This window comes from Mesorhizobium jarvisii (assembly GCF_003601985.1).
GTDB classification, from domain to species: Bacteria; Pseudomonadota; Alphaproteobacteria; order Rhizobiales; family Rhizobiaceae; genus Mesorhizobium; species Mesorhizobium jarvisii.
In genome coordinates, this window is record NZ_QZXA01000004.1 from 492,394 (window position 1) to 514,003 (window position 21,610).

General features: G+C 64.1%; 20 protein-coding genes and 1 pseudogene. 8 read left to right on the forward strand and 13 right to left on the reverse strand.

Annotation, left to right across the window (positions count from 1 at the left end):
• Window positions 1-29: 29 nt before the first annotated feature.
• The 5 genes from D3242_RS13350 to D3242_RS13370 form a co-directional block, all read right to left on the reverse strand.
• Window positions 30-1,055: a glycosyltransferase family 2 protein gene (locus D3242_RS13350; protein WP_019863154.1), complete on the reverse strand. Its 1,026-nt coding sequence runs from the start codon at window positions 1,053-1,055 to the stop codon at window positions 30-32.
• 110 nt (window positions 1,056-1,165) lie between these two features.
• On the reverse strand, window positions 1,166-2,596 hold the full coding sequence (locus D3242_RS13355) for a sensor histidine kinase (RefSeq protein ID WP_064984673.1): 1,431 nt from the start codon (window positions 2,594-2,596) through the stop codon (window positions 1,166-1,168).
• Window positions 2,593-3,267 (reverse strand): response regulator transcription factor, encoded by a 675-nt coding sequence (locus D3242_RS13360; RefSeq protein ID WP_064984675.1) that lies wholly within the window; start codon window positions 3,265-3,267, stop codon window positions 2,593-2,595. Before D3242_RS13360 ends, D3242_RS13355 begins: the two co-directional genes overlap by 4 nt.
• A 49-nt stretch (window positions 3,268-3,316) precedes the next feature.
• Window positions 3,317-3,703, reverse strand: a complete 387-nt coding sequence (locus tag D3242_RS13365) for a hypothetical protein (RefSeq protein WP_064984677.1) — start codon at window positions 3,701-3,703, stop codon at window positions 3,317-3,319.
• Window positions 3,704-3,880: 177 nt separating this feature from the next.
• Window positions 3,881-4,498 (reverse strand): outer membrane protein, encoded by a 618-nt coding sequence (locus D3242_RS13370; protein WP_064984678.1) that lies wholly within the window; start codon window positions 4,496-4,498, stop codon window positions 3,881-3,883.
• A 436-nt stretch (window positions 4,499-4,934) separates the two neighbouring features.
• Here D3242_RS13370 and D3242_RS13375 point away from each other — a divergent pair, with 436 nt between their 5' ends.
• Window positions 4,935-5,198: a DUF6460 domain-containing protein gene (locus tag D3242_RS13375; protein ID WP_027047739.1), complete on the forward strand. Its 264-nt coding sequence runs from the start codon at window positions 4,935-4,937 to the stop codon at window positions 5,196-5,198.
• A gap of 13 nt (window positions 5,199-5,211) precedes the next feature.
• On the opposite strand, the gene D3242_RS13380 is transcribed toward D3242_RS13375, so the two are convergent.
• On the reverse strand, window positions 5,212-6,114 hold the full coding sequence (locus D3242_RS13380) for a histone deacetylase family protein (RefSeq protein WP_027047740.1): 903 nt from the start codon (window positions 6,112-6,114) through the stop codon (window positions 5,212-5,214).
• A 133-nt stretch (window positions 6,115-6,247) separates the two neighbouring features.
• On the opposite strand from D3242_RS13380, the gene D3242_RS13385 reads away from it, so the two are divergent.
• A complete protein-coding gene (locus tag D3242_RS13385; RefSeq protein ID WP_027047741.1) occupies window positions 6,248-7,588 on the forward strand; it encodes an MATE family efflux transporter in 1,341 nt (446 codons plus the stop codon).
• Here the strand turns inward: D3242_RS13385 and D3242_RS13390 are convergent.
• On the reverse strand, window positions 7,581-8,660 hold the full coding sequence (locus tag D3242_RS13390) for a quinone-dependent dihydroorotate dehydrogenase (RefSeq protein WP_038644482.1): 1,080 nt from the start codon (window positions 8,658-8,660) through the stop codon (window positions 7,581-7,583). The two genes, D3242_RS13385 and D3242_RS13390, sit on opposite strands and share 8 nt — an antisense overlap.
• Window positions 8,657-9,007: a DUF952 domain-containing protein gene (locus D3242_RS13395; RefSeq protein ID WP_038644484.1), complete on the reverse strand. Its 351-nt coding sequence runs from the start codon at window positions 9,005-9,007 to the stop codon at window positions 8,657-8,659. Before D3242_RS13395 ends, D3242_RS13390 begins: the two co-directional genes overlap by 4 nt.
• A gap of 107 nt (window positions 9,008-9,114) precedes the next feature.
• Here D3242_RS13395 and D3242_RS13400 point away from each other — a divergent pair, with 107 nt between their 5' ends.
• Both D3242_RS13400 and D3242_RS13405 read left to right on the forward strand, forming a co-directional pair.
• Window positions 9,115-9,549, forward strand: a complete 435-nt coding sequence (locus D3242_RS13400) for a hypothetical protein (RefSeq protein WP_027047742.1) — start codon at window positions 9,115-9,117, stop codon at window positions 9,547-9,549.
• A 182-nt stretch (window positions 9,550-9,731) separates the two neighbouring features.
• Window positions 9,732-10,391: a response regulator transcription factor gene (locus D3242_RS13405; protein WP_019863166.1), complete on the forward strand. Its 660-nt coding sequence runs from the start codon at window positions 9,732-9,734 to the stop codon at window positions 10,389-10,391.
• Between the two features lie 17 nt (window positions 10,392-10,408).
• Here D3242_RS13405 and D3242_RS13410 read toward each other — a convergent pair whose 3' ends face one another.
• Window positions 10,409-11,917, reverse strand: a complete 1,509-nt coding sequence (locus D3242_RS13410; RefSeq protein WP_064984742.1) for an MFS transporter — start codon at window positions 11,915-11,917, stop codon at window positions 10,409-10,411.
• A 134-nt stretch (window positions 11,918-12,051) separates the two neighbouring features.
• On the opposite strand from D3242_RS13410, the gene D3242_RS13415 reads away from it, so the two are divergent.
• Window positions 12,052-12,960 carry a LysR family transcriptional regulator gene (locus D3242_RS13415; RefSeq protein WP_064984680.1) on the forward strand — a complete coding sequence of 303 codons (909 nt, stop codon included), beginning with the start codon at window positions 12,052-12,054 and terminating at the stop codon, window positions 12,958-12,960.
• Between the two features lie 42 nt (window positions 12,961-13,002).
• Here the strand turns inward: D3242_RS13415 and D3242_RS13420 are convergent, their stop codons facing one another.
• Together D3242_RS13420 and D3242_RS13425 are read right to left on the reverse strand one after the other, a co-directional pair.
• The gene (locus D3242_RS13420) at window positions 13,003-14,280 is read right to left on the reverse strand and encodes an MDR family MFS transporter (RefSeq protein ID WP_223217814.1); all 1,278 of its coding nucleotides are present in this window, start codon (window positions 14,278-14,280) and stop codon (window positions 13,003-13,005) included.
• A 142-nt stretch (window positions 14,281-14,422) separates the two neighbouring features.
• Window positions 14,423-15,079, reverse strand: a complete 657-nt coding sequence (locus D3242_RS13425; protein ID WP_019863170.1) for an O-methyltransferase — start codon at window positions 15,077-15,079, stop codon at window positions 14,423-14,425.
• A 93-nt stretch (window positions 15,080-15,172) separates the two neighbouring features.
• Between D3242_RS13425 and D3242_RS13430 the strand changes: the two genes are divergently transcribed.
• Window positions 15,173-15,808: a TetR/AcrR family transcriptional regulator gene (locus D3242_RS13430; RefSeq protein WP_064984684.1), complete on the forward strand. Its 636-nt coding sequence runs from the start codon at window positions 15,173-15,175 to the stop codon at window positions 15,806-15,808.
• 33 nt (window positions 15,809-15,841) lie between these two features.
• Here D3242_RS13430 and D3242_RS13435 read toward each other — a convergent pair whose 3' ends face one another.
• On the reverse strand, window positions 15,842-19,351 hold the full coding sequence (locus tag D3242_RS13435; RefSeq protein WP_064984743.1) for a PAS domain-containing hybrid sensor histidine kinase/response regulator: 3,510 nt from the start codon (window positions 19,349-19,351) through the stop codon (window positions 15,842-15,844).
• A 250-nt stretch (window positions 19,352-19,601) separates the two neighbouring features.
• Here D3242_RS13435 and mscL point away from each other — a divergent pair, with 250 nt between their 5' ends.
• Window positions 19,602-20,021 carry a large conductance mechanosensitive channel protein MscL gene (mscL, locus tag D3242_RS13440; RefSeq protein ID WP_064984686.1) on the forward strand — a complete coding sequence of 140 codons (420 nt, stop codon included), beginning with the start codon at window positions 19,602-19,604 and terminating at the stop codon, window positions 20,019-20,021.
• A 231-nt stretch (window positions 20,022-20,252) separates the two neighbouring features.
• On the forward strand, window positions 20,253-21,419 hold the full coding sequence (locus D3242_RS13445; protein ID WP_038644495.1) for a pyridoxal phosphate-dependent aminotransferase: 1,167 nt from the start codon (window positions 20,253-20,255) through the stop codon (window positions 21,417-21,419).
• A gap of 43 nt (window positions 21,420-21,462) precedes the next feature.
• Here D3242_RS13445 and D3242_RS33905 read toward each other — a convergent pair.
• Window positions 21,463-21,610 (reverse strand): annotated as a pseudogene (locus D3242_RS33905) (5-aminolevulinate synthase); the annotation flags it as partial.

The following is a 21,610-nucleotide window of genomic DNA, read 5'->3' on the forward strand; positions in this document are numbered from 1 at the left end:
GTTCCCCTTGCATCCGCTCGACCTTCGCCTCAGCCACGCGCGGCTCTTTTCGCCATCTCCTGCAGGCGATGGACGGGCAGGTCGCTGTCCTTGGCCGGCTGGTCGCGCGAAACGATTTCGTTAACGAAGTAGAGCGGCCGCCGCTTCGTCTCCATGTACATGCGGCCGAGATACTCGCCGAAAATGCCGAGCACCAGAAGCTGGACGCTGCCCAGGATCAGCATGATCGCGGCAAGGCTCGTCCAGCCGGGCACCACGTTGCCCCTGGACCATTCAAGCAGTGTATAGCCGAGCACGACCAGGCCGAGCAGGCCGAACATCATCCCCAGCATCGAGGCAAACCGCAAAGGCACGATCGAAAAGCTGGTCATCGCGTCGACCGCCAGCAGGATCATCTTCTTCAGCGGATAGTGGGTGGTGCCGGCAAAGCGGCGGTGCCTCTCATAGGGGAAGGCGACCTGCCTGAGCCCGATCCAGCTCACCATGCCGCGAATGAACCTGTAGCGTTCGGGCATCGCATTCAGATGGTCGAGCGCCCGGCGGCTCATCAGCCGGAAGTCTCCGGAGTCCGGTGCGATCTCGACATCGACCATCCGGCCGAGCAGGCGGTAGAACATCGAGGCGGAGGCCAGCTTGAACCAGCCTTCACCGTCGCGCTTCACCCTCTGGCCGTAGACGACATCGAAGCCTTCATCCATCTTCGCCATCATCGCGCCGAGCAGTTCGGGCGGATCCTGGAGATCGGCGTCGAGAATGAGGATGCGCTCGCCGCGGCAGAATTCCAGCCCCGCGCTCAAGGCGATCTGGTGGCCGTAATTGCGGGCAAGGTCGATGGCGACGACATGGTCGTCCTTTTCGGCCAGTTCGAAAATGGCCTCGCGGGTGCCGTCGGTCGCCCCGTCGATGACAAGCACGATCTCGTAGGAATGGCTTTGCTCAAGGCATACGGCGCTGACGCGTCGGTGAAGCTCGGCCACGCCGTCACGCTCATTGTAGCATGGCACGACGACCGAAAGCGTGACCGCGCGGCGCGCGCCGATTTTTCCCGTTCCCACCAAAGCCTGGCTCCCGCTCTTGGAATGGCAATAGCGGCAATTGGTTAGAAAACAGATAAGCCAGGGATCGACATGGGGGCTTCGGCCGGCCGAGACGATGGCTCGGCACGTCACGAACGCACCGGCAACTCCATGCGGATGCGGGCGCCGCGCCAGGAGCCCGTCAGGATGCGGATCGTCCCGTCATGCAGCAGCGCGATCTGCCGGGCGAGGTTCAGTCCCAGCCCCGCGCCGCGCGACTGCGGCTGCAAGCGATAGAAGGGCTCGAAGACGTTCTCGCGCTCTTCCGCGGGAATGCCCGGCCCTTCGTCGCGCACCTCGATTCCACCGGCCTCGTCGATGGCGATCGTGATCGTGCCGCTGCCGCCGCCATGCTCGATCGCGTTGCGCACGAGGTTGGCGAGCGCCCGGTCGATCTGCAGGACATTGATTTCTACTCGGGCCTTGTTTGGCGACGGCTCGAAGGCAAGGTCATAGCCAGCCTCGATGGCCAGCGGTGCGAAGTCGGCCGCCACCCGGCTGACGAGATCGTCGAGATCGACGATCTGGCGCTGGTCCGACGAGCGGTCGAGCAACTGATGGTCGAGCAGTTGCTGGGCAAGATGCGACAGGCGTTCGATATCTTGCAGCAGCCGGGCGCTCTGTGGCTCCTGCTTCAGCAATTCAGCGCGTGTGCGCAGGATGGCGATCGGCGTGCGCAGTTCATGCGCCGCGTCGGTGAGGAAGCGGTTGTGGCGGTCATAGCCGTGGGCGAGGCGGGCAAGCGCCTCGTTGAAGGCATGCACGAGCGGCGCGATTTCCTGCGGCACCTGCTTGACCGGCAGTTGCATGGCGCGGGTGCCGATGTCGATGCGCGCTGCCTGGCGGACCGTTTCGACAAGGCCGGCGAAGGAACGGCGCACCACGGCTGGCGTCGTCACCAGCGTCGTCGCGCCCATGACGAGGATTATGGGCAAAAGCAGGATCGCGATGACGAGCGCGAGGGCCGGCAGGGCGCGCTCCCAATTCCTGCTGCCGTCTGGATTGCGGGCGACTTCGACAGTGGCCGAAATGTTGATCTCGAGGCCGTCTGTCTGTTGGCGCGACGACTGCGTCGCGGCGACGATCTGCACCGTGCCGGCCTTGGTCGACGCGTTTTCGATAAAGGCTTCCGGCCGCATGTCCTTGTCGGAGAATCCGATCGTGGCGTGATCGGCCCTGTCAAGCAGCTCGCCGAAGCCTTTGGTGTAGATGTCGGGTATGTTGCCGGCACGGACGCTCCCGCCGCTGCCGTCGCGAACGATGTACCAGACATTGGGGAAGCTCTCGCGAAACGCGGTGAGTTCTTCCGTTTCACGCACGATCAGCCTGCCGTCCTTGTCCCGGTCGACCGCATCCTTGACGGCCGCGACGGCGGCCTCATTGTCGATCAGCAGGCGCGGGTTGGCGATCCAAAGGGCTGCCGCGCAAAGCACGATGAAGATGAGCAGCGTCGCCGCCTGCAGCAGGATCAGCCGCCGGACCAGGATCCATTGCAGCGAGCCGGTACGGACCTTCTTCACGAGACCGCCCGCAGAAGATAGCCGAGGTTGCGGATCGCCCGGATCTCGATGCCGGCGGCGACATCGTCGAGCTTGCGGCGCAGCCGCGAAATATGCGCATCGAGCGCATTGGAGCCGATCTCGTCGTCGAACGCGTAGACGGCCTCTTCTAGCGCGCTGCGCATGATGGTCCGGCCCGGCCGGCGGATCAGCGTTTCAAGCACCAGCCTCTCGCGCCGCGGCAGATCGAGCGCCTGGTCCTCGATCAGCGCCTCGCGATGGCGGAAATCATAGGTGAGGCGGCCGACCATCGTCTGGTTGGCGCGCGAGGTGAACGAGCGCCGGTGCAAGGCATGAAGCCGCGCGACGAGTTCCACCGTGGCGAGGGGCTTGACCATGTAATCGTCGGCGCCGGCATCGAGCCCGGCGACCCGGTCGTCCAACCCGCTCATCGCCGTCAGTGCGATGACAGGCACATCCAGATGCAAGGCACGCAGGCGCTGTATGAGGTTGAGACCGTCGCCATCCGGTAGCCGGCGGTCCAGCACCACCGCGTCGTGATAGCCCAGGCGGGCCATCGCCTCGGCATCGGCCAATGTCGCTGCATGGTCGACGATGATGTCCACACGCTCGAGCGCGGCCTTCAGCACGGAGGCCATTTCCGGTTCGTCCTCGATCAACAGGACGCGCATGAATAGTCTCCTTTATCCGCGGCCAGTCGGGGTCTCCGGCCGCGGCGATTCATTCGCATTCCAGCTTTGGCTGGCGGAAATTGGTGATGAACCAGCGACCGCCGGAAGCGCGGGCATAGAATGTGTAGAAGCATTCCTGACGCTCGATATAGCCGGGCGTCTCGGTCTCTTCATAGACGGTTCCGTGCTTTGTCTCGCGAACCTCGCCGCTCGATGTTCCGGAAACCGCTGACGTCGACAACTTGCGCCACTGATAGGCGCGCTCACCCTGGCCAAGATCGACGATCGCCGTGGGCGGACCATAATCAAGGACGACCGATTCGACCGGCTGCCCGACATAGTTCTTCATGATGTCGGAGGCACAGCCTGCGAGCGCGATTGCGATGAAGAAGACCTTCGGGGCCTGTGTCAGGAGGCTGGCGCCATGCTTGGACATATTGGAACAGATTCCCATGGTGAAAAATTCACGCACGGACCTAGATCGCGAAGATTGCATCGACATTGCAGGGACGCGTGGGAAGGGCGCCATTGCGGAAAAAGCCGCTGTGCGGTGGACATCGAGACACCGGATTGCGCGATGCCCAGCGGCATCGTGCAATCCGGTTCGCCCGTACTAGAACCGGTAGTTGATGCCGGCCTTCAGTTCATGACTACCGATCGTCGTCTTCGACGTGCCAAGAGCCGATGTCGTCTCGACGCCGGGGGTGCGGACATAGTCGTACTCGACCTTGGCGGACAGCCCGCCGGCGAAGCCCTGCTCGATGCCGGCGCCCAGGAGGTAGCCGACCTTCCATTCGTCGGTGCTGCTGACGTTGTCGCCCTTGTCGAACTTGGTCAGAGCCACACCGCCGGTGCCAAACAGCAGCGTCTGGTCGAAGCTCAATCCAGCCTTGGCCTTGGCGGCACCGCGCCATTTCTCCTTGATCTTGCCGCCCCGGACGTCGTGTTCGGCGCCGCCCAGATAAGAGCCTTCGATCTCGGCGCCGAGAACGGCGGGACCCATTTGCTGGTTGTAGCCGGCCTGGACGCCGCCGCTGAAGCCATTGCGGCCTGCAAACGGGTTTGGCATCCCGGTGAACGCCGTGCCGCCATGGACGCCGACATAGGCGCCGCTCCACTGGAAGGCGGGCGGGTCGTTGTAGGTGGGTGAAAGGTCGGCGGCCATCGCCGGCCCGAGAAGGCAAAAGGCGAGGCCAGCCGCCGTCAGGACGATCTTTACTCGAGAGGACACAGCATTACTCCAACACAAACGCGCATCCAGCAATCGACACGCAGGTTAACTCCCGAGGAGCTTGGCCGTTAGGGCGGTCAGGCTCCGGTTTGGTGTCTTTCAGGGGTGGCTGCACGGTCCTGAGACTGGCGTTCGCCAGCTGTGGTAGGGGGGCGGAGCGCCGCGCAACCAGTCACCTGAAAGACGCCGACTGTCTCGCAAGTGAAAATTGCACGCACATTGCGCGAAATCGAAAAATGACGATTTTGTGCTTTATTTTCAACAAATTAAAATGATCTTGTTTACCTATATTAAAGAATTGCGAGCCGTCTGAGGCTCGGCGTCTCGATCACCTGTTCCAGGCTTCCCCGGGCACAACCGCGCTTGATGGATGGCCGCCAAGCACGTATCTCTGGGCCATGCCTCTGAGTCTGGGCATCTCAATCGGGAGACGACCTTGTCCGCACTGACGCGCTTCCTCGGCGACTCGCCGCTCAGGGTGATCCTGAAGCTGCTGGTGGTGTCGTTCCTCGTCGGCCTTGTCATGAATGCCTTCGGCTGGTCGCCGATGGATGTCTTCTACGGCATCCAAAAGTTCTTTATCGACCTCTGGAACCTGGGCTTCCACGCCATTGACCGCTTCCTCGGCTACATCCTGCTTGGTGCCGCGATCGTCGTGCCGGCTTTCATCCTGCTCAGGATCGCCAACTATCGGAAATGACTTTTAGAGCAATCTAGGCGCAGGCCGAGGCAACCTCGAACAGGATGGCGTGCCGTGCGGCAAGGGCCGGCACATCAGTGGAATAGCCGCCGCCGATGACGCCGCAGACCGGAATGCCGAGCGCACGAAAATGGCCGATGACCATCTCGTCGCGGGCGCGCAGGCCGTCATTGGAAAGCGCCAGCCTGCCAAGCCGGTCCTCGGCGTGGACGTCGACGCCCGCATTGTAGAAAACGATGTCCCAGCGCGCCCGGGCCGACAGCTCCGGCAGGATCGTGGCCAGCCTCCGGAGATAGCCGGCATCGCCCGTGCCGTCGGGAAGCGCGATGTCGAGATCGGAGGCGATCTTGCGCACGGGATAGTTGCGCTCGCCATGCATGGAGAAGGTGAACACGCCTGGCTCGTCTCCCAGAATGTCCGCGGTGCCATCGCCCTGATGCACGTCGAGATCGACGACCAGGATGTTTTGCGCGGCACCCTCGCCGAGCAGCACCAGCGAGGCGACGGCAACGTCGTTGAAGGTGCAGAAGCCGGCGCCTTGCGCGCGCCGCGCATGATGGCTGCCGCCCGCGGTGTTGCAGGCGATGCCATGGCGCAAGGCGAGCCGCGCCGCCAGCATCGTGCCGCCGGTGGCAAGCTGCGCGCGCAGCGAAACGCGGGGGCCGACCGGAAAGCCGATCTCGCGTTCGATTTTTTCCGGCACCGAACAGCTGATGACCTGGTCGACATAGTCGGCGGCATGGGCAAGCTTCAACCATGATGCAGGCGCCGGCTCAGCCGTGTTGAGCGCTTCAGGCCTGGCCAGGCCGCGTGCGCGCAAAGCCTCCATCAGCAGCGGGTACTTGCTCATCGGGAAGCGATGGTTGGTGGCAAAGCCGGCGTCGTAGTCGGGGTGGTGGACGATCTGCAGGGGCATGAACAGAATCCGGCGGCTTCGCGCCAGACCGGGATTTCGGTTGGCCATCGCGGGAAGAATGATTGCGCGGTGGGCGGAAAATGGGGCACATCGGCTCTTCGATCAAGCCGCAAATCAGCAAGGCAGCAATCCCTTGGACAAGGGCGCAACTCCAGTCGACGCCAGATCTTTTGTCGTCACCAACCGTTCCGTGCTCGCCATAGCGGTGCCAATGACGCTCGCCTATTTGACCACGCCGATGCTCGGCCTGGTCGACACGGCTGTTGTCGGCCAGTTCGGCGACGCGGCTCTTCTCGGCGGCCTTGCTGCGGGCGCGCTCGTTTTCGACGTCGTCTTCACCAGCTTCAATTTCCTGCGTTCTGGCACCACCGGCCTCGTTGCCCAGGCTTTCGGGCGTGGCGACGCGCTGGAGGAACAGGCGGTGTTCTGGCGCGCCGTGCTGATCGCGGTCGTTGCCGGCATCGTGCTGGCGGCGCTTTCGCCGCTGATCGCCATCGCAGGCCAATGGTTCATGGGCGCCGAACCGCGCGTCAGCGAGGCGATGGGCGTCTACATCAGGATCAGGCTGCTTGCCGCACCGTTCTCGCTGATCAATTACGCCATTCTCGGCTATGTGTTGGGGCGTGGCGAGGGCGGGCTCGGCCTTGTGCTGCAACTGGTGCTCAACGGCATCAACATCGCGCTCTGCTTCCTGCTTGGCCTGGAGCTTGGCTGGGGCGTTGCCGGCGTCGCCTGGGCGACCGTCACGGGCGAATTCCTGGCCATGCTGCTGGGTCTCGCCATCGTGGTCCGCCGCTTCCGCGCGACCTCGCCCTTGCCGCGCCATCGGCTGCTCGACATGGCCGCCTTCCTGCGCATGCTGTCGCTCAACCGCGATATCATGATCCGCTCGTTCTCGCTGCTTGCCGCCTTCGCACTGTTCACCCGCCAGGGCGCGCAGTTCGGCACGGTGACGTTGGCCGCCAACGCGGTGTTGATGAACTTCTTCCTTGTCGCCGGCTATTTCCTCGACGGATTTGCCACCGCGGCCGAGCAGCTCGCGGGCCGCGCCGTCGGCGCGCGCGCCGAACAGCCCTTCCGGCAGGCGGTGCGGCTGACCCTGTTCTGGGGGTTAGGGCTGGCCGGCGCCGCGACCCTGGTGCTGCTGTCGGCAGGCGCCAATCTGGTCGCCATCGTCACAACCTCGCAGGAGGTGCGCTCCGTGGCCGACATCTATTTGCCCTGGGCGGCGTTCACCGCGCTGAGCGGCGTGCTGGCGTTCCAGATGGATGGCGTCTTCATCGGCGCAACCTGGTCGCGCGACATGCGCAACATGATGTTGCTGTCGTTCCTGGTCTTTGCCGTCGCGCTGCTGACGCTGGCGCCTGCCTTCGGCAATCATGGCCTGTGGGCGGCGCTGCACGTTTTTCTGCTGGCGCGCGGTTTCAGCCTGCTGACCATTTTGCGGCTGCGGGTGCGGACGGCGTTCAGCTGAGCGGCTTGGACGCCCACCGATCGAGGTGGCTGTCGCGCAATTCGCCAATGGACTTCAACCGCTCCGCCTCGCAAAAGCGTGCCATGCCGGCGACGATACGGCCCGGCAGCGCGGGTCCGGCATAGATCATGCCGGTGTAGAGCTGCACCAGATCGGCTCCGGCGCGGATTTTCTCCAGCGTGGTCTCGGCGGAATCGACGCCGCCGACCCCGATGATGGCGATGCCCGGCCCGAGCAGCTTGCGCATCTTCGCCAGCACGGTGGTCGAGCGTTCGAACAGCGGTTTTCCCGAAAGCCCGCCGGTTTCGCGTGCGACGTCGCCGCTGCGCAGCGGCGGCCGCGAAATGGTGGTGTTGGAGACGATGATGCCGTCGATCCGTTTTTCAATAACCTCGGCGGCGATATCCTCCAGCTCGGCCTCGACCAGATCCGGCGCGATCTTGAGGAAAATGGGCGGCTGGGCTGCGGCTGACGCACGCGCGGCCATGACACGCGACAAGAGTTCGCCGAGCTGCTCGCGTGCTTGCATGTTGCGCAGGCCGGGCGTGTTGGGCGAGGAGATGTTGACCGTGAGGTAGCTGGCATAGGGGGCAAAGCGGGTGACGCCGCGCTCATAGTCGCCGATGCGATCGGCGCTGTCCTTGTTGGCGCCGATGTTGACGCCGACAATGCCGGAACGTCCCTTGCGCGCGGCAAGGCGTCTTTCAGCCGCCGCATGACCTTCATTGTTGAAGCCCAGCCGGTTGATCACGGCTTCATCCGCCGTCAGCCGGAAGATGCGCGGCTTCGGATTGCCGGCCTGCGACAGCGGCGTGACGGTGCCGACCTCGGCAAAGCCGAAGCCAAGGCCAAGCAGTGCGTCGGGCACCTCGGCATTCTTGTCGTATCCGGCCGCCATGCCGAGCGGGTTGGGGAAATCGAGGCCGCAAAGGCTGACCTTCAGCCTGATGTCGCGCACCGTCCGCACGCCGGCCGGCAGGCCGCAGCGCAGCGCTGCGATCGACAGGCCGTGCGCGGTTTCAGGATCGAAGGTGAACAGCAGTTTCTGGCCGAGCCGGTCGAGCACGCTCATTGCCCCTCCAACGGCGGGAATTGATGCGTACCGTCGGCACCGAGCGGCAGCGGCCGCACCCATTTGACGGTATCCAGCTCCAGCACACCGTAAAGATGCGGAAACAGCGCGCCGCCGCGTGAAACCTCGTATTTCAGGGCGTCGCCCAGGCTGACTTCGTCGACGGCGACCAGCAGAAGGTCTGTCTGGCCGGAAAAATGCCTTGCCGCGGTTTCCCGGACCTGCGCCGCCGTGGAGAAATGTATGAAGCCGTCGGCGACGTCGATCGGCGCGCCGGTGAAGCGGCCACTGGCTTCGGCCTCGCGCCAAAGCGCTTGCGGGGTTATCTTGTAGATAAACTGAGACATGGTTGCGCTATAGTCCGAACCAGTCGTGCGGGGAAGACCACGCCAAAGGTCTTCGCCATTTCCGGCGCAAACATGCGATATTTCAAGCCTTGGCCATGGAGGACAACATGCGTCTGCAACACATCTTGATCCCCGCCGCGCTGGTTTCACTGGTCGCGGTATCTGCTTATTCGGAAGAGACCGACCGCTACCGGCTGGAAAAATCCGCCAACGGCTATGTCCGCATGGACACGCAGACCGGTGCGATGTCGATCTGCGAGGAACGCTCGGGTCAGCTCGTCTGCAAGGTGGCGGCCGACGAACGCGCCGCGTTCCAGGACGAAATCGACCGCCTGCAGACCTCGATGAAGGCAATGGACGAGCGCGTCACCAAGCTGGAGAATTCGCTCTCCGCCCGCCTCGAATCGAAACTGCCGAGCGAGGAGGATTTCAACAAGACGATGAGCTATATGGAGCGCTTCCTGCGCGGCTTCATGGGCATCGTCAAGGATATGGACAAGGACAATGGCGGCGGCGCCCAGCTCAACTCGCAGAAGACCTGAGCTTCCGGCAGCGCCGCGCGTCCTTTTGGACGCGCAAAGGACGCTGTAGCACTTTGATCTTGCGAAGTAGGGAAAACGCGGCGCGCTGGTTTTGCCGCTTGAAAACAGCGCGCTGCCCCTCATAATCGTCCGACTGGTCCCGAAAAGCTTAAAAATCATCGACGGGATTCGGGGAGGAACATTTGCCGTCAGGCTATTCTTTCGTCATCGCCGACGATCACCCGCTGTTTCGCGGCGCGCTGCGCGAGGCGCTTGCCGGCATCGGCAATGTCGCCGCCATCCACGAGGCCGGCGATTTCGAAAGCGCCAAGGCATTGGTCGTGGCCAATGAGGATGTCGATCTGGTGCTGCTCGATTTGTCGATGCCGGGCGCCAGCGGCCTCTCCGGCTTGGTTTCGCTGCGCGGCATTCATCCTGCGGTACCGCTGATCGTGGTCTCGGCGCATGACGATCCGGCGACCATCAGGCGGGCGCTCGATCTCGGCGCATCCGGCTTCATCTCCAAATCGGCCAGCATGGAGGAGATCCGCAACGCCGTGCAATCGGTGCTGGCCGGCGACATCGCCGCGCCCGTCGGCGTCGATCTCGGTGTCGAGCGCGATCCCGAAATATCGGACCTGATCAAGCGGCTGCAGGCGCTGACGCCGCAGCAGACCCGCGTGCTCGGCATGCTGGCCGAAGGCTTGCTCAACAAGCAGATCGCCTATGAGCTCGGCGTTTCCGAGGCGACCATCAAGGCGCATGTCTCGGCCATCCTGCAGAAGCTCGGCGTCGACAGCCGCACCCAGGCGGTGATCCTTCTGTCCAAGATCGGCACCGACCCGTTGCAGACCAACAGCTGAGCGTCTGCGTCGCCCGTTCAATCGGGACACTGAACCTCCGTCCGCACAGGTCGGGCGTTGAAGCTCACGAAGCTGATGGCGGCCATGATCCAGACGCCGATGCCGCCATAGAGCATCACCCAGCCAAAGCCGTTGCGCAGTGCATTGTGGACAACGGAATCGGCAAGACCGGGGTTGGGATTTCCGGCAGCGATCCCGTCGGCGAAGTGACGCAGCTGGCTGGGGTCGAGGTCGGGCAGTGCTGTGCTCAGATGCGCCAGCACGCCGCTTGCCAGGATGAAGCCCATCACCGCTATGTTCACCGCCAGCGAAACCATGCGGGCGCTCATGTCGATGCCCGAGGCCATGCCCGCCCGGCCGCTCGAAACGGAGCCCGTCGTGGTGTTGGTGACGGGCGTGTTGGTGATGCCAAGACCGGCTCCGGCGATCAGGCAGCCGGGCAACATCGTCAACCAGTCAGGCCGCGCGGCGGCGCTGCCGAACTTCATCAGGAAGAAACCGACGCCGATGAGGGCAAGCCCGGCCGGAATGATGATGCCGGGCTGGTAGCGCAGCGAAAGCCGCTCCGCCAAGGGCGGCATGACGAGCGTCGGCAGCGTGTAGGCAAGCAAGGCAAGACCGGTCGAGACGCTGTCATAGCCCAGTCCGGCATGAAACCAGATCGGCAGGTAGATCATGAACGGCCAATAGGAGAGGTTCATCGCCGCCGAACCGACGATGGCGCCCGAAAAGGGCCGGATCCGGAAGACCGAGAAGTCGAACATCGGCCGCTTGCTGACCCGCTCGGCGATGAAGAAGGCGATCAAGCTCGCGATCGAGAGGCCGAGGATCGTCAGCGCGGCCGGACTGGCGAAGCCGAGATCCGGTCCCTGCGTGATGTAGAAGACCAGGCAGAAGACCGACGGCGACAGCGTCACGATGCCCGCAAGGTCGAGTTTGCCCGCCTCCGGATCCTTCGATTCGTGGACGCCGGTCCAGGCCAGCACGAACGCCACGGCCGTTGCCGGCACGTGGATGAGGAACACCCATTCCCAGGTCGAGACCGCGACGATGCCACCGCCGATGATGGGTCCGAAGCCGAGGCCGACACCGAAGATCACGCCCCACCAGCCCCAGGCGACGGCGCGCTCACGCCCTTCCCTGAATTCGTGCGACAGCACCGCGAGTTGGCAGATCAGCATCGCGCCGCCGCTCAAACCCTGCAGGAACCTGGCCACGATCAAGGTCGATACATCGTCCGCCAGGCCGCAGATCAGCGACGTCAGGCCGAAGGCGGCGATGGAGACCAGGAAGACGCGCTTGCGTCCGTAGCGGTCCGCGATGGTGCCGACCGCCATCAGCACGGTGGTGACCGCGATCGTGTAAGCGTTCATCACCCATTGCAATTGCCTGAAGTCGGCATGCAGCTCTTGCTCCAATGTCGGCAGGATGGTGGGAATGCTCGAAATCTCCAGCCCGAACATCAGGCACGCCAGGCATGCGGCGGACAGAACGACGATGCCTCGACGGGTCAGGGCAGTGGGCATGATCAAACCTTTCGACTTCTTGGGCAGGACGAACCGGTATGACGGCCGCCACGCCAAGCCAGACTAGGGCAGGCTTGATCATTTTAGAATTGCATGGTTGGCTATTTCAGAGACAACAAAGCGAGATAACTGACATGACGCTGGACGTAGATGCGGTGAAAGCTTTCGTCGCCGTCGCCGAGTTGCGCAGTTTTACGCGCGCGGCCGAGGCGCTTGGCAGCACGCAAGGCGCAATCAGCGTCAAGCTGAAGCGGTTGGAGGATCGGGTGGGGCAGAAGCTGATCGAGCGGACGCCGCGACTGGTGCGCCTTTCAGCGCGTGGTGCGGTGTTCCTCGAACCGGCGCGCGAGCTGCTCGCCGCGCACGACCGTGCCGTCGCCAGTCTCGCTGCTGTTCGCCGCCATTTTCGGCTAGGCATTGCCACCCATGTCGGCGGTGCCGAAGTGCCGACCTTGCTGGCACGCCTCAATGCGCATGATCCGGCCTTGACCATTGAGGTGCGGCTCGACGATACACGCGAGTTGATTGCTGCGTTCGATCGCGGCGAGCTCGATGCCGCGATCGTCCGGCGCGAGGACGACCGCCGCGATGGTGAGGTGCTGGCGCCCGAACATTTCGGCTGGTACGCCACGCCGGATTTCGTCTACCGCGCCGGCGAGCCACTGCGGCTGGCCGCCTCCGCCCCATCCTGCAGCATCCGCGACGTCATCACCGGTACGCTCGATGCGGTTGGAATACCGTGGACGCAGGTTTTCCTCGGCTGCGGATCCTTCGCCGTTGCCGAGGCCGTTTCCGCCGGCCTCGCAGCCGGGGCCTTCTCGTCTCGCCTGGTTCCGCCCGGCACCATCGAGGTCAGCCGCAAATTCGGCCTGCCGCCGTTGCCGGCGTCGGAGATCATGCTTTTGTCCACGCTCTCGGACGCTCAATCGCGTGATGCGTTGCGCACCCTTGCCATGGCGTTTCGCGAGCATCGTCCGTCCGCGGCGGCCAACGGCGCGAGGCCCCGGTTCCGCAGTTCGCAGATGGTCGACAACCCCGTCTGAGGTTTCCGACCCGTGTCTGCGCGATGATGTCGAACGACTATCTCAGCGATAGTTTTCGACGGCTGAGCCCAGTTGCGGCGTGGCATCATCCTCGGTCGGCCGCGAAGGGCGCCGCGCACGGCCTATCGCGGCGCCAAGGCCGAGCGATGCGATCGCCACCAGCGGGATGCCGGCGATCCAGGGCAGGCGCGGCGCCAGCGCGTAGAGCGCCGTGCCGATCGATGGCCCAAGCGAGTCCTTGAGGTCGACCGCCACCGACGAGGCCGCCATGTAGGAGGCGCGTCGCGCGGGCGGCGCCAACGCATTGACGGCGGTCGGCACCAATGGCCCGACCAGCATCTGCGCGATCGAGCACAGGCTGACGGCTCCAATCAGCGTCAGCATCGCCGGCGAGGCGGCGAGCAGCGCAAAGGCGAGGATCGTCGCCAGGCCGGCACCGACCGCCAGCCAGAGAGCGGATCGTGCCTCGACCAGGCGGCTGACCAGCATCTGCAAGCCGACCGTCAGCGCGGCGGCATAGGCGAACAGTGCGCCGACGCCGGATGGCGTCAGCGTCGCGGCATCCTGCGCATAGAGCGGGATCACCGCCTCGATCCAGTTGCCGGCGACCTCGAACACCACGATCCAGAGCAGCAGCTTCGCCAGCCGGCCGTCGCGGAACGCCGGCAGCAGCGCCGACAGCCCTTCCTCTTCATCGTCCCCACCGTCGAGGCGATCGTCGCCGGCGGCGTGGCCGATGCCGCTCGTCTCGTTCAGGGCGAAGAACATCACGATCCCGCCCAGCACAAGTATCGTACCGCCGGCGAGGAAAACGCTGCGTAGCGATACGAGCGCAAGCAGGGCGCCGCAGGCCGGCCCGAGAATCTGCCCGGCGCTTGAACTCACGCGCGCCAGGCTGAACCAGCGCGGATGGGCGGATGGCGGGGTCACGTCGGCGATCGCGGTCAAGATCGTTGGATGAAGCACCGATTCGCACATGCCGGTCGCAAGCAGAACGATCGCGGTAACGGCGACGCCGTGCACAAAGAACAGGGCCAGGAAGCCGGCGCCGACGCCGAGCGAGGATGCAATCAGCACCGGCCGCCGGCCGACGCGGTCGGCTATGCCGCCGATCAGCGGCGCCGCCAGCAGCTCGCCGCCTGCATAGCAGCCGAACAGCAGGCCGATCGCGCCGACGGGAATGCCCGCCTCGCTACTCGCCCAGAGCGGAAAGAAAGGCATCAGCGCACCATCGGCGAAACCGGCGCAGAAGAACAGCAGAAGCCCCAACAGGGCTGGGCGTGGGGCTGCGCGCCAGGAGGAAGGAAGCATGTTGATCATGACGTCACCTGCGCATGGTGGCCTGACTTTGGTCGACGGCCCGGGGTTTGCGCGTTGATTGACGTGAACGCCTACGGTCGCCCTGGAGCGACAGGGAGGTTTGAGCCGCGTGGTAGAATCCCAGACGGCGATGGGGTCGGCTTCAGCCGAGCCGCACCGACAGTTCGACGTCCTCGCCGAACGGCGTGGACATGTAGCCCGATGCTGGCGAGCGCACCCGTTCCAGATATTCAGGCGAGAAATCGGCATTGTCGGCGATGACCAGCGCGCCTGGCCGCAAGCGGCTCTCGACCAGGCTGAGGATCTCCGGATAGATCGCCTTGGCGCCGTCGAGCAGCAAGAGGTCGATCGTTTCGGGCAGGTCGGCGCTCAGCGTTTCAAGCGCGTCGCCTTCGCGGATCTCAACCAGGTCGATGAGGCCGCCCTCGACCAGATTGGCCTTGGCCCGCATCGCCTTGGACGGCTCGAATTCGGTGGTGATCAGGCGACCGCCGCCATTGTCGCGCAGCGCCGCGGCAAGATAGAGCGTCGAGATGCCGAACGAGGTGCCGAATTCGATGATGATGCGCGCCCCGCTGCTGCGCGCCAGCATGTAGAGCAGCGTGCCGGTCTCCGGCGAGATCGCCAGCCAGAGGTCCTTCAACCGTCCGTAGAAATCGAGATATTCGGTCTTGCTGTTGAGCAGGCGCGCCCGTTCCTCGTGCGAGAGTGCGGCCACCGCCGGACTGGTCGCGGCATTGGCTTCTTCGAACAGGCGGGCGAGCAGCGGGGCCAGCGGGGCATTGGTCAGCGTCGTCATGAAAGTCTCCGGTCGAAATGGCTGCGTGATTGTGTTGTGCCGAAAAATACGAATAATCCTTCAGGTTTCCAATTCGCATTGCCGAGCCGCGACATGACCGGACGCCCAAGCCCTTCGATTTCCTCACGAAAACAGCCCAAACAGGCTCGTGCCACGGACCTTGTCGCGGCGATTTTGCAAGCTGCTGTTCAGGTTTTGGAGAAGGAAGGCGCGCAGCGTTTCACCACCACGCGCGTGGCCGAAAAGGCAGGGGTCAGCGTTGGCTCGCTCTATCAGTATTTCCCCAACAAGGCGGCGCTTCTGTTCCGGCTGCAGAGCGACGAATGGCAGCAAACGACCGACTTGCTGTGCCGTATTCTCCAGGAGGTCGAGAAGCCTCCCCTCGAACGGTTGCGCGTCCTGGTTCATGCCTTTGTCCGCTCGGAATGTGAGGAAGCGGCAGTGCGTGGCGCGCTCGACGACGCGGCACCGCTTTATCGGGACGCGCCCGAGGCGCAAGCGGCGAGGGCTTCGGCGCAGCGAACGGTCGAGATATTCATGCAGGAGACACTACCAGAGGCCCCGGATGCCACCCGAGCCTTGGCCGGCGACCTGGTCATAACGATGCTCAGTGCGGCGGGACGGGAATTTTCCGCAAGTCCGCGAATGCCGGCGGAGATCGAGACCTATTCCGATGCGATAGCCGATATGTTCTGCGCCTACCTCAGGAGCCTGGGGCACAGGGCTTGAGATCGCCAGCCGTGGCCGGCCGGCCCGTTGGCGTCACTCAGCGGCAGATGCCAGCGGCCTCACCCTGGCCATCATCGAGCGCAGCACCGCCGGTTTCAGCGGCTTGTTGATCACCGCAATATCGAACCCGCCTGCCGCCGCCCGCACCTCGTTGGACCGGTCGGCGGTGACCAGCACGGCGGCCAGATCGTTGCCATGGGTCGCCCGCAGTCGGGCGATGATGTCGAGGCCGGTTTCGCCGTCGAGATGGTAGTCGGCAAGCACGATATCCGGGCGATGTATTGCGGCCTTCTCCAGATCCCGGGAGCCGGACACGGTATCGACCTTGCATCCCCAGCCTTCGAGCAGCAGCCGCATGCCCTCGAGGATGCGGGCGTCGTTGTCGATACAGAGCACATGCAGCCCGGCGAGCGAAGCCGCGGCACGGGCGGGAGCCTTGGTTTCGACCTCGCGTCGCGGCTCCTGCACCGCCGCGACGGGCAGGATGACGGAAAAGCGCGTGCCCTTGCCCGGATTGGAGAAGATGCGGATTTCCAGCCGAAGCACCCGGGCGATGCGGTCGACAATGGAGAGCCCAAGGCCGAGACCTTCGGCTTCGCGCGCCCCTTCATCGAGCCGGGTGAATTCATGGAAGACCGTGTTCAGCTTCTCGCCGGCAATGCCGATGCCGGTATCGATCACCTGGATCTCCGCCAGTTCGCCGCGCCGCCGCACGCCGACCAGGATGCGGCCCCTGCGCGTGTACTTGATGGCGTTCGAGACCAGATTCTGGATCAGGCGGCGCAGCAGATTGCGATCGGTCACCACCGTTAGCGAAGACGGCATGATCGTCAGGCCGAGCTTTTTCTCGGCGGCCATTGGCCGAAAATCATTGCCGATCTGGCGCAGCAAACCGTCGAGGTTGAAGGCGGTATCGTCCGGCTTCATCGCGCCGGCATCGAGGCGCGAGATGTCGAGCACGGCGCCGAGAATCGTCTCGACCGATTCCAGCGAGGATTCGATGTTGACCGCCGCCTTGCCTGCTGGGCCCTTGCCGGCCTTCTCGATCAGCGAGGAGCAATAGAGCCGGGCGGCGTTCAGCGGCTGTAGGATATCGTGGCCGGCGGCGGCGAGGAAGCGCGTCTTGCCGAGATTGGCCTCCTCGGCCAGCATCTGCGCCTGCGCCAGTTCCTCGTTGACCCGGGTCAACTCCTCGTTGACGCTAGTCAGCTCGATGGTGCGGGTTTTCACGCGCTGCTCCAGCGATTCATTGGCGCGCTTCAGCGCCAGATCCTGTTCGACGCGCCCGGAAATGTCGGCATAGGTGGCGACGATACCGCCATCCGGCATCGGATTGGAGCGCAGTTCCAGGATGCGGCCGCTGGTCTTCAGTTCCATCTGCCAGGGGCTGACGAAACTGGTCAGCCGGTTGAGCGTCGTCACGCGCTGGTCGGCGGGGATGTCGCCGCGCTCGGCGAGATGGCGCAGGATCTGATCGAGCGAGACGCCGACCTGGCCCATCTCGTCGGGCAGGTCGAACAGCACCCGGTATTGGCGGTTCCAGCAGATCAGCCGGAAATCGCGGTCGAAGACGGTGATGCCCTGTTCCATCTGGTCGAGCGCGATCTGCAAGAGGTCGCGGTTGTGCTGCAGCGCCTCGGTGGCGTCGTCGAGCAGGCGGAAGGCATCCCTGGATTCACGGTCATGGCGCCGGAACAGCAGCGACAGGATCAACCGCGCCGAGGAGGAGCCGACGGCGCTGGCCAACAGCTGCTCGGAGAAGCGGATGACGTCCATGCTCGCCTGCTCCTTGCCGTGCAGCGAGGTGCCGTTGGTCTTCTCGAACGACTGGAAAGAGCGCTCGGTGCGCTCGACGCCGAGGTAGCGGGCGATCGTGTCCTTGAGGTCGTTGACGGTGATGGCGGTGCGGAAGCGGCGCAGGCTCGGCATCGGACCGGCGTCGCGTGGCACGAAGATCGACGCCTGGATGCGCTCCAGCGGCACCGACGCGCGCGACAGCGAGCCAAGGACAAAAAACAGCGTGTTGATCGACAGGCTCCACAACACGCCGTGGTTCAGCGGCTCGGCCACGGTACCGAACAGGGCTTGCGGGCGCAGCGCCTCGAAGCCGAAGAGCCCGTGCACGACGATGTCGGTGTCGGGCGCGACAAGCGAGGGCAGGAGCAGCGTGTAGCCCCAGACGATGATGCCGGCGACCATGCCGAGTGCGGCACCCCTGCCATTGGCGCCGCGCCAGATCAACCCGCCGATCAGCGCCGGCGCGAACTGCGCGATGGCCGCGAAGGACATCAGGCCGATCGACGACAGCCGCGCTGAGTTGGTGCTTTCGCGATAGTAGAGGAAGGCGATGAACAACAGGATGAAGATCGCCCCGCGCCGCACATTGAGGATCAGCGTCGACCAGTCCTCGTTCTCGGAGGTCGAGGTCTTGAGCAGGCGGCGCACGAACAGCGGAATGACGAGGTCGTTGGAGATCATGATCGACAGCGCCACGCTTTCGACGATCACCATGGCCGTTGCCGCCGACAGCCCGCCGATGAAGGCGGCCATGGCCAGCACGTCGTGGCCGCTGAACAGGGGCAGCGACAGCACATAGAGATCGCTGCTGGTGCCGGTGCCGACCAGCGACAGGCCGGCAAAGGCGATCGGCAGCACGAACAGGTTGATCGCCACGAGATAGAGCGGAAACACCCAGGTCGCGGTCCGCAACTCGGCCTCGCCGCGGTTCTCGACGATGGTGACGTAGAACTGCCGCGGCAGCATGACGATGGCAAAGCCGCTCAGACAAGTCAGCACCAGCCAGGTGGCGAGCGAGGTGTTGTAGCCCATCGCCTGGCGCACCTGAGCATTCTGCGCCAGCTTGGCGAACATGTCGCCCGGGCCGCCGAAGATCAGGAAGGTGACCATCAGGCCGATCGCCAGGAAGGCGGCGAGCTTGACGACGGTTTCGACCGCCACCGCCAGCACCAGCCCGTCCTGGTGTTCGGTGGCGTCGGCATGGCGGGTGCCGAACAAGACGGCAAACAAGGCCAGCAGCATGGCGACTACCAGCGATATGTCGCTGACGAACGGATCGAAGGAGGGCGGCGACCCCGTATAGTGCTCGACCATCAGGCTGACCGAACCGGAAATCGCCTTCAGCTGCAGCGCGATATAGGGAACCGCCCCGATGGTGGCGATCAGCGTGGCGATCGCCGCGACGGTGAAGCTTTTGCCGTAGCGCGCGCCGAGGAAGTCGGCGATCGAGGTGATCTTCTCGGTCTTGGCCAGCCGCACGATGCGGTTGAGCAGCGGAAAACCGAACACGAACACCAGCACCGGGCCGGTATAGATACCGAGGAATTCGAGGCCGCGTTCGGAGGAGAGCCCGACCGAGCCGAAGAAGGTCCACGAGGTACAATAGATCGCCAGGCTGAGCGCATAGATGAACGGCCGCGCACGACCGGGTCCGGAGATGGCCGAGCGGCGGTCGCCCAGGCTGGCGATGGCGAACAGCAACGTCACATAGGCGATCGCGATGATGACGATGAACAAGCCTTGCACGCCTGGAATTTCCTCCTTTGCCGTCTTTTTATCCGGCTTATCCGAACGCAATCACAGCTTGGCGCCGGAGTCCATTGCGGCTTTGGGCGCATGAAGCGCGTGATTTCTCGAGGTTGACGCAGGGGAGGGAGAAAGCGGTTGCTTTCTCCGTTTTGCCCATGTTGCAACCGGAGGTTTTTGTTATGTTGTCGCCGGGTCGATGCCGCAAGGACGGAACGGCAGCGCGGCCGGTCATGACAAGGAGGGTCGAATGCTGAAAGAATTCCAGGAATTCATTTCCAAGGGTAACGTGATGGACTTGGCCGTCGGCGTCATCATCGGCGCGGCCTTCGGCAAGATCGTCACTTCGCTGGTCGATGATGTCATCATGCCTTTCATTGGCGCGCTCGGAGGGGTCGATTTCAACAACTACTTCATTGGCCTGTCGCACAACGTGACTGCGACAAACCTTGAAGATGCGCGCAAGCAAGGCGCTGTCTTTGCCTATGGCAGCTTCATCACCGTGGCGCTGAACTTCCTGATCATCGCCTTTGTCATCTTCCTGATGGTCAAGGCGGTGAACAATCTGCGCCGGCGGCTCGAGCGCGAGAAGCCGGCTGCCCCGGCCGCACCACCCCCCGCCGATGTCGCGCTCCTCACCGAAATCCGCGATCTGCTCGCCAAACGATAATTCAGCCGACCATTGCTGGACCAAAACCCCGGTCGTTCGCGGCTGGGGTTTTCTGTTTTCGTATCTGGTAAAGAGCGGCAAGCCTAGAGCAATTCCAGGAAAAGTGTGAAACGGGTTTCCCAGGGAAACCGCGTAGCGCTTTCCCTGGGGAATTGCGTTAAAACAAAGAGTTAGAACGGTTTGCCGTTTCCGTGAAACAGTGAACTGCTCTAAGGGAAAACGGATTTGTCCATGAGCCTGATCGATAGCTTTCGCGCCGAAGCCCGCGCCGCACCGGAAAGCGGCATTGTCGCCGTCGTCAACTACGGCCGCCTGCGCGAGGGCCTGATCCCGTTATGGGCCGGCGAGGGCGACCTGCCGACACCCGCCTTCATCACCGATGCCGCGTCGAAGGCGCTGGCCGGCGGCGAGACGTTCTACACCTGGCAGAGGGGCATCCCCGATCTCAGGCAGGCGCTGGCACGATACTACGCCAGGCATTTCGGCAAGACGTTCCCGGAGGAGCAGTTCATCGTCACCGGATCCGGCATGCATGCCATCCAGATGTCCCTTACCGCTCTCGCCGGCGCCGGCGACGAGGTGATCTATCTGTCGCCGGCCTGGCCGAATTTCGACGCCGCCGCCGCCCTGTCGGGAGCCGTTCCGGTGCCCGTCACGCTCGATCATTCCGGCAATGGCTGGTCCTGCGACGTCGAGAAGATCGCCGCGGCGATCACGCCGCGCACCAAGGCGCTGTTCATCAACACGCCGTCGAACCCGACCGGCTGGACCGCCGATCACGAGACCTTGCAGGCGATCCTCGACCTGGCGCGCGCCAAGAACGTCTGGATCATCGCCGACGAGATCTATTCGCTGTTCCACTATGGCCATGGCCGTGCGCCGTCCTTCCTCGACATCGCGACGGAGGAAGACCGCATCCTGTTCGTCAACTCCTTTTCCAAGAACTGGGCGATGACCGGCTGGCGCGTCGGCTGGATCAAGACGCATCCGAGCCTGCAGCAGGTGTTCGAGAACCTGATCCAGTATTCGAATTCCGGCGTTGCCCAGTTCATGCAGCGCGGCGCGGTCGCAGCTCTTGACGAGGGCGATGGCTTCGTCGCCGAACAGGTGGAGCGGGCGAGAAAAGCGCGCGACCTGGTCTGCGGTATTCTCGGCGCCACCGGCAGCGCTCGGTTTACCGTGCCGCAGGGCGCCTTCTATCTGTTCTTCGCCGTCGACGGCATCACCGATTCCCGCGCCGCCGCCTTCGACATCGTCGACAAGGCCAATGTCGGCCTGGCGCCCGGCACCGCCTTCGGCCCCGGCGGCGAAGCCTTCCTCAGGCTGTGCTTCCATCGCCGCCTCGACCAGGTCGAGGACGCCGCGCACCGGCTGGCGAAATGGATGAGGACTGTCTAGTCGACTTGCGTGGCCGGCAGTCGAACAGCGTTTCAAATGGGCTTCAGCCGCCTGACTTGGGCACCAGCAGCGGAACGATCCGGTCGCTTTTGGCGACCGAGGGCCGTCCCGCCGAGCCGTAGGGAATGCCGAGCGCGTCCCATGTCTCGACCAGCGCGTCCTGCAGTCCAGCGATCAGCGCATCCGAATGG

What these genes read in the sequence shown, in the direction of transcription:
- D3242_RS13390 (WP_038644482.1), bottom strand. Translation starts at nt 8,660, where the DNA reads ATGAGCGTGCTCGACCGGCTCGGCCAGAAACTGCTGTTCACCTTCGAT.
- D3242_RS13415 (WP_064984680.1), top strand. Translation starts at nt 12,052, where the DNA reads ATGACGCTGGACGTAGATGCGGTGAAAGCTTTCGTCGCCGTCGCCGAG.
- D3242_RS13430 (WP_064984684.1), top strand. Translation starts at nt 15,173, where the DNA reads ATGACCGGACGCCCAAGCCCTTCGATTTCCTCACGAAAACAGCCCAAA.
- D3242_RS13380 (WP_027047740.1), bottom strand. Translation starts at nt 6,114, where the DNA reads ATGCCCCTGCAGATCGTCCACCACCCCGACTACGACGCCGGCTTTGCC.
- mscL (WP_064984686.1), top strand. Translation starts at nt 19,602, where the DNA reads ATGCTGAAAGAATTCCAGGAATTCATTTCCAAGGGTAACGTGATGGAC.
- D3242_RS13420 (WP_223217814.1), bottom strand. Translation starts at nt 14,280, where the DNA reads ATGATCAACATGCTTCCTTCCTCCTGGCGCGCAGCCCCACGCCCAGCC.
- D3242_RS13395 (WP_038644484.1), bottom strand. Translation starts at nt 9,007, where the DNA reads ATGTCTCAGTTTATCTACAAGATAACCCCGCAAGCGCTTTGGCGCGAG.
- D3242_RS13410 (WP_064984742.1), bottom strand. Translation starts at nt 11,917, where the DNA reads ATGCCCACTGCCCTGACCCGTCGAGGCATCGTCGTTCTGTCCGCCGCA.
- D3242_RS13360 (WP_064984675.1), bottom strand. Translation starts at nt 3,267, where the DNA reads ATGCGCGTCCTGTTGATCGAGGACGAACCGGAAATGGCCTCCGTGCTG.
- D3242_RS13425 (WP_019863170.1), bottom strand. Translation starts at nt 15,079, where the DNA reads ATGACGACGCTGACCAATGCCCCGCTGGCCCCGCTGCTCGCCCGCCTG.
- D3242_RS13400 (WP_027047742.1), top strand. Translation starts at nt 9,115, where the DNA reads ATGCGTCTGCAACACATCTTGATCCCCGCCGCGCTGGTTTCACTGGTC.
- D3242_RS13445 (WP_038644495.1), top strand. Translation starts at nt 20,253, where the DNA reads ATGAGCCTGATCGATAGCTTTCGCGCCGAAGCCCGCGCCGCACCGGAA.
- D3242_RS13365 (WP_064984677.1), bottom strand. Translation starts at nt 3,703, where the DNA reads ATGTCCAAGCATGGCGCCAGCCTCCTGACACAGGCCCCGAAGGTCTTC.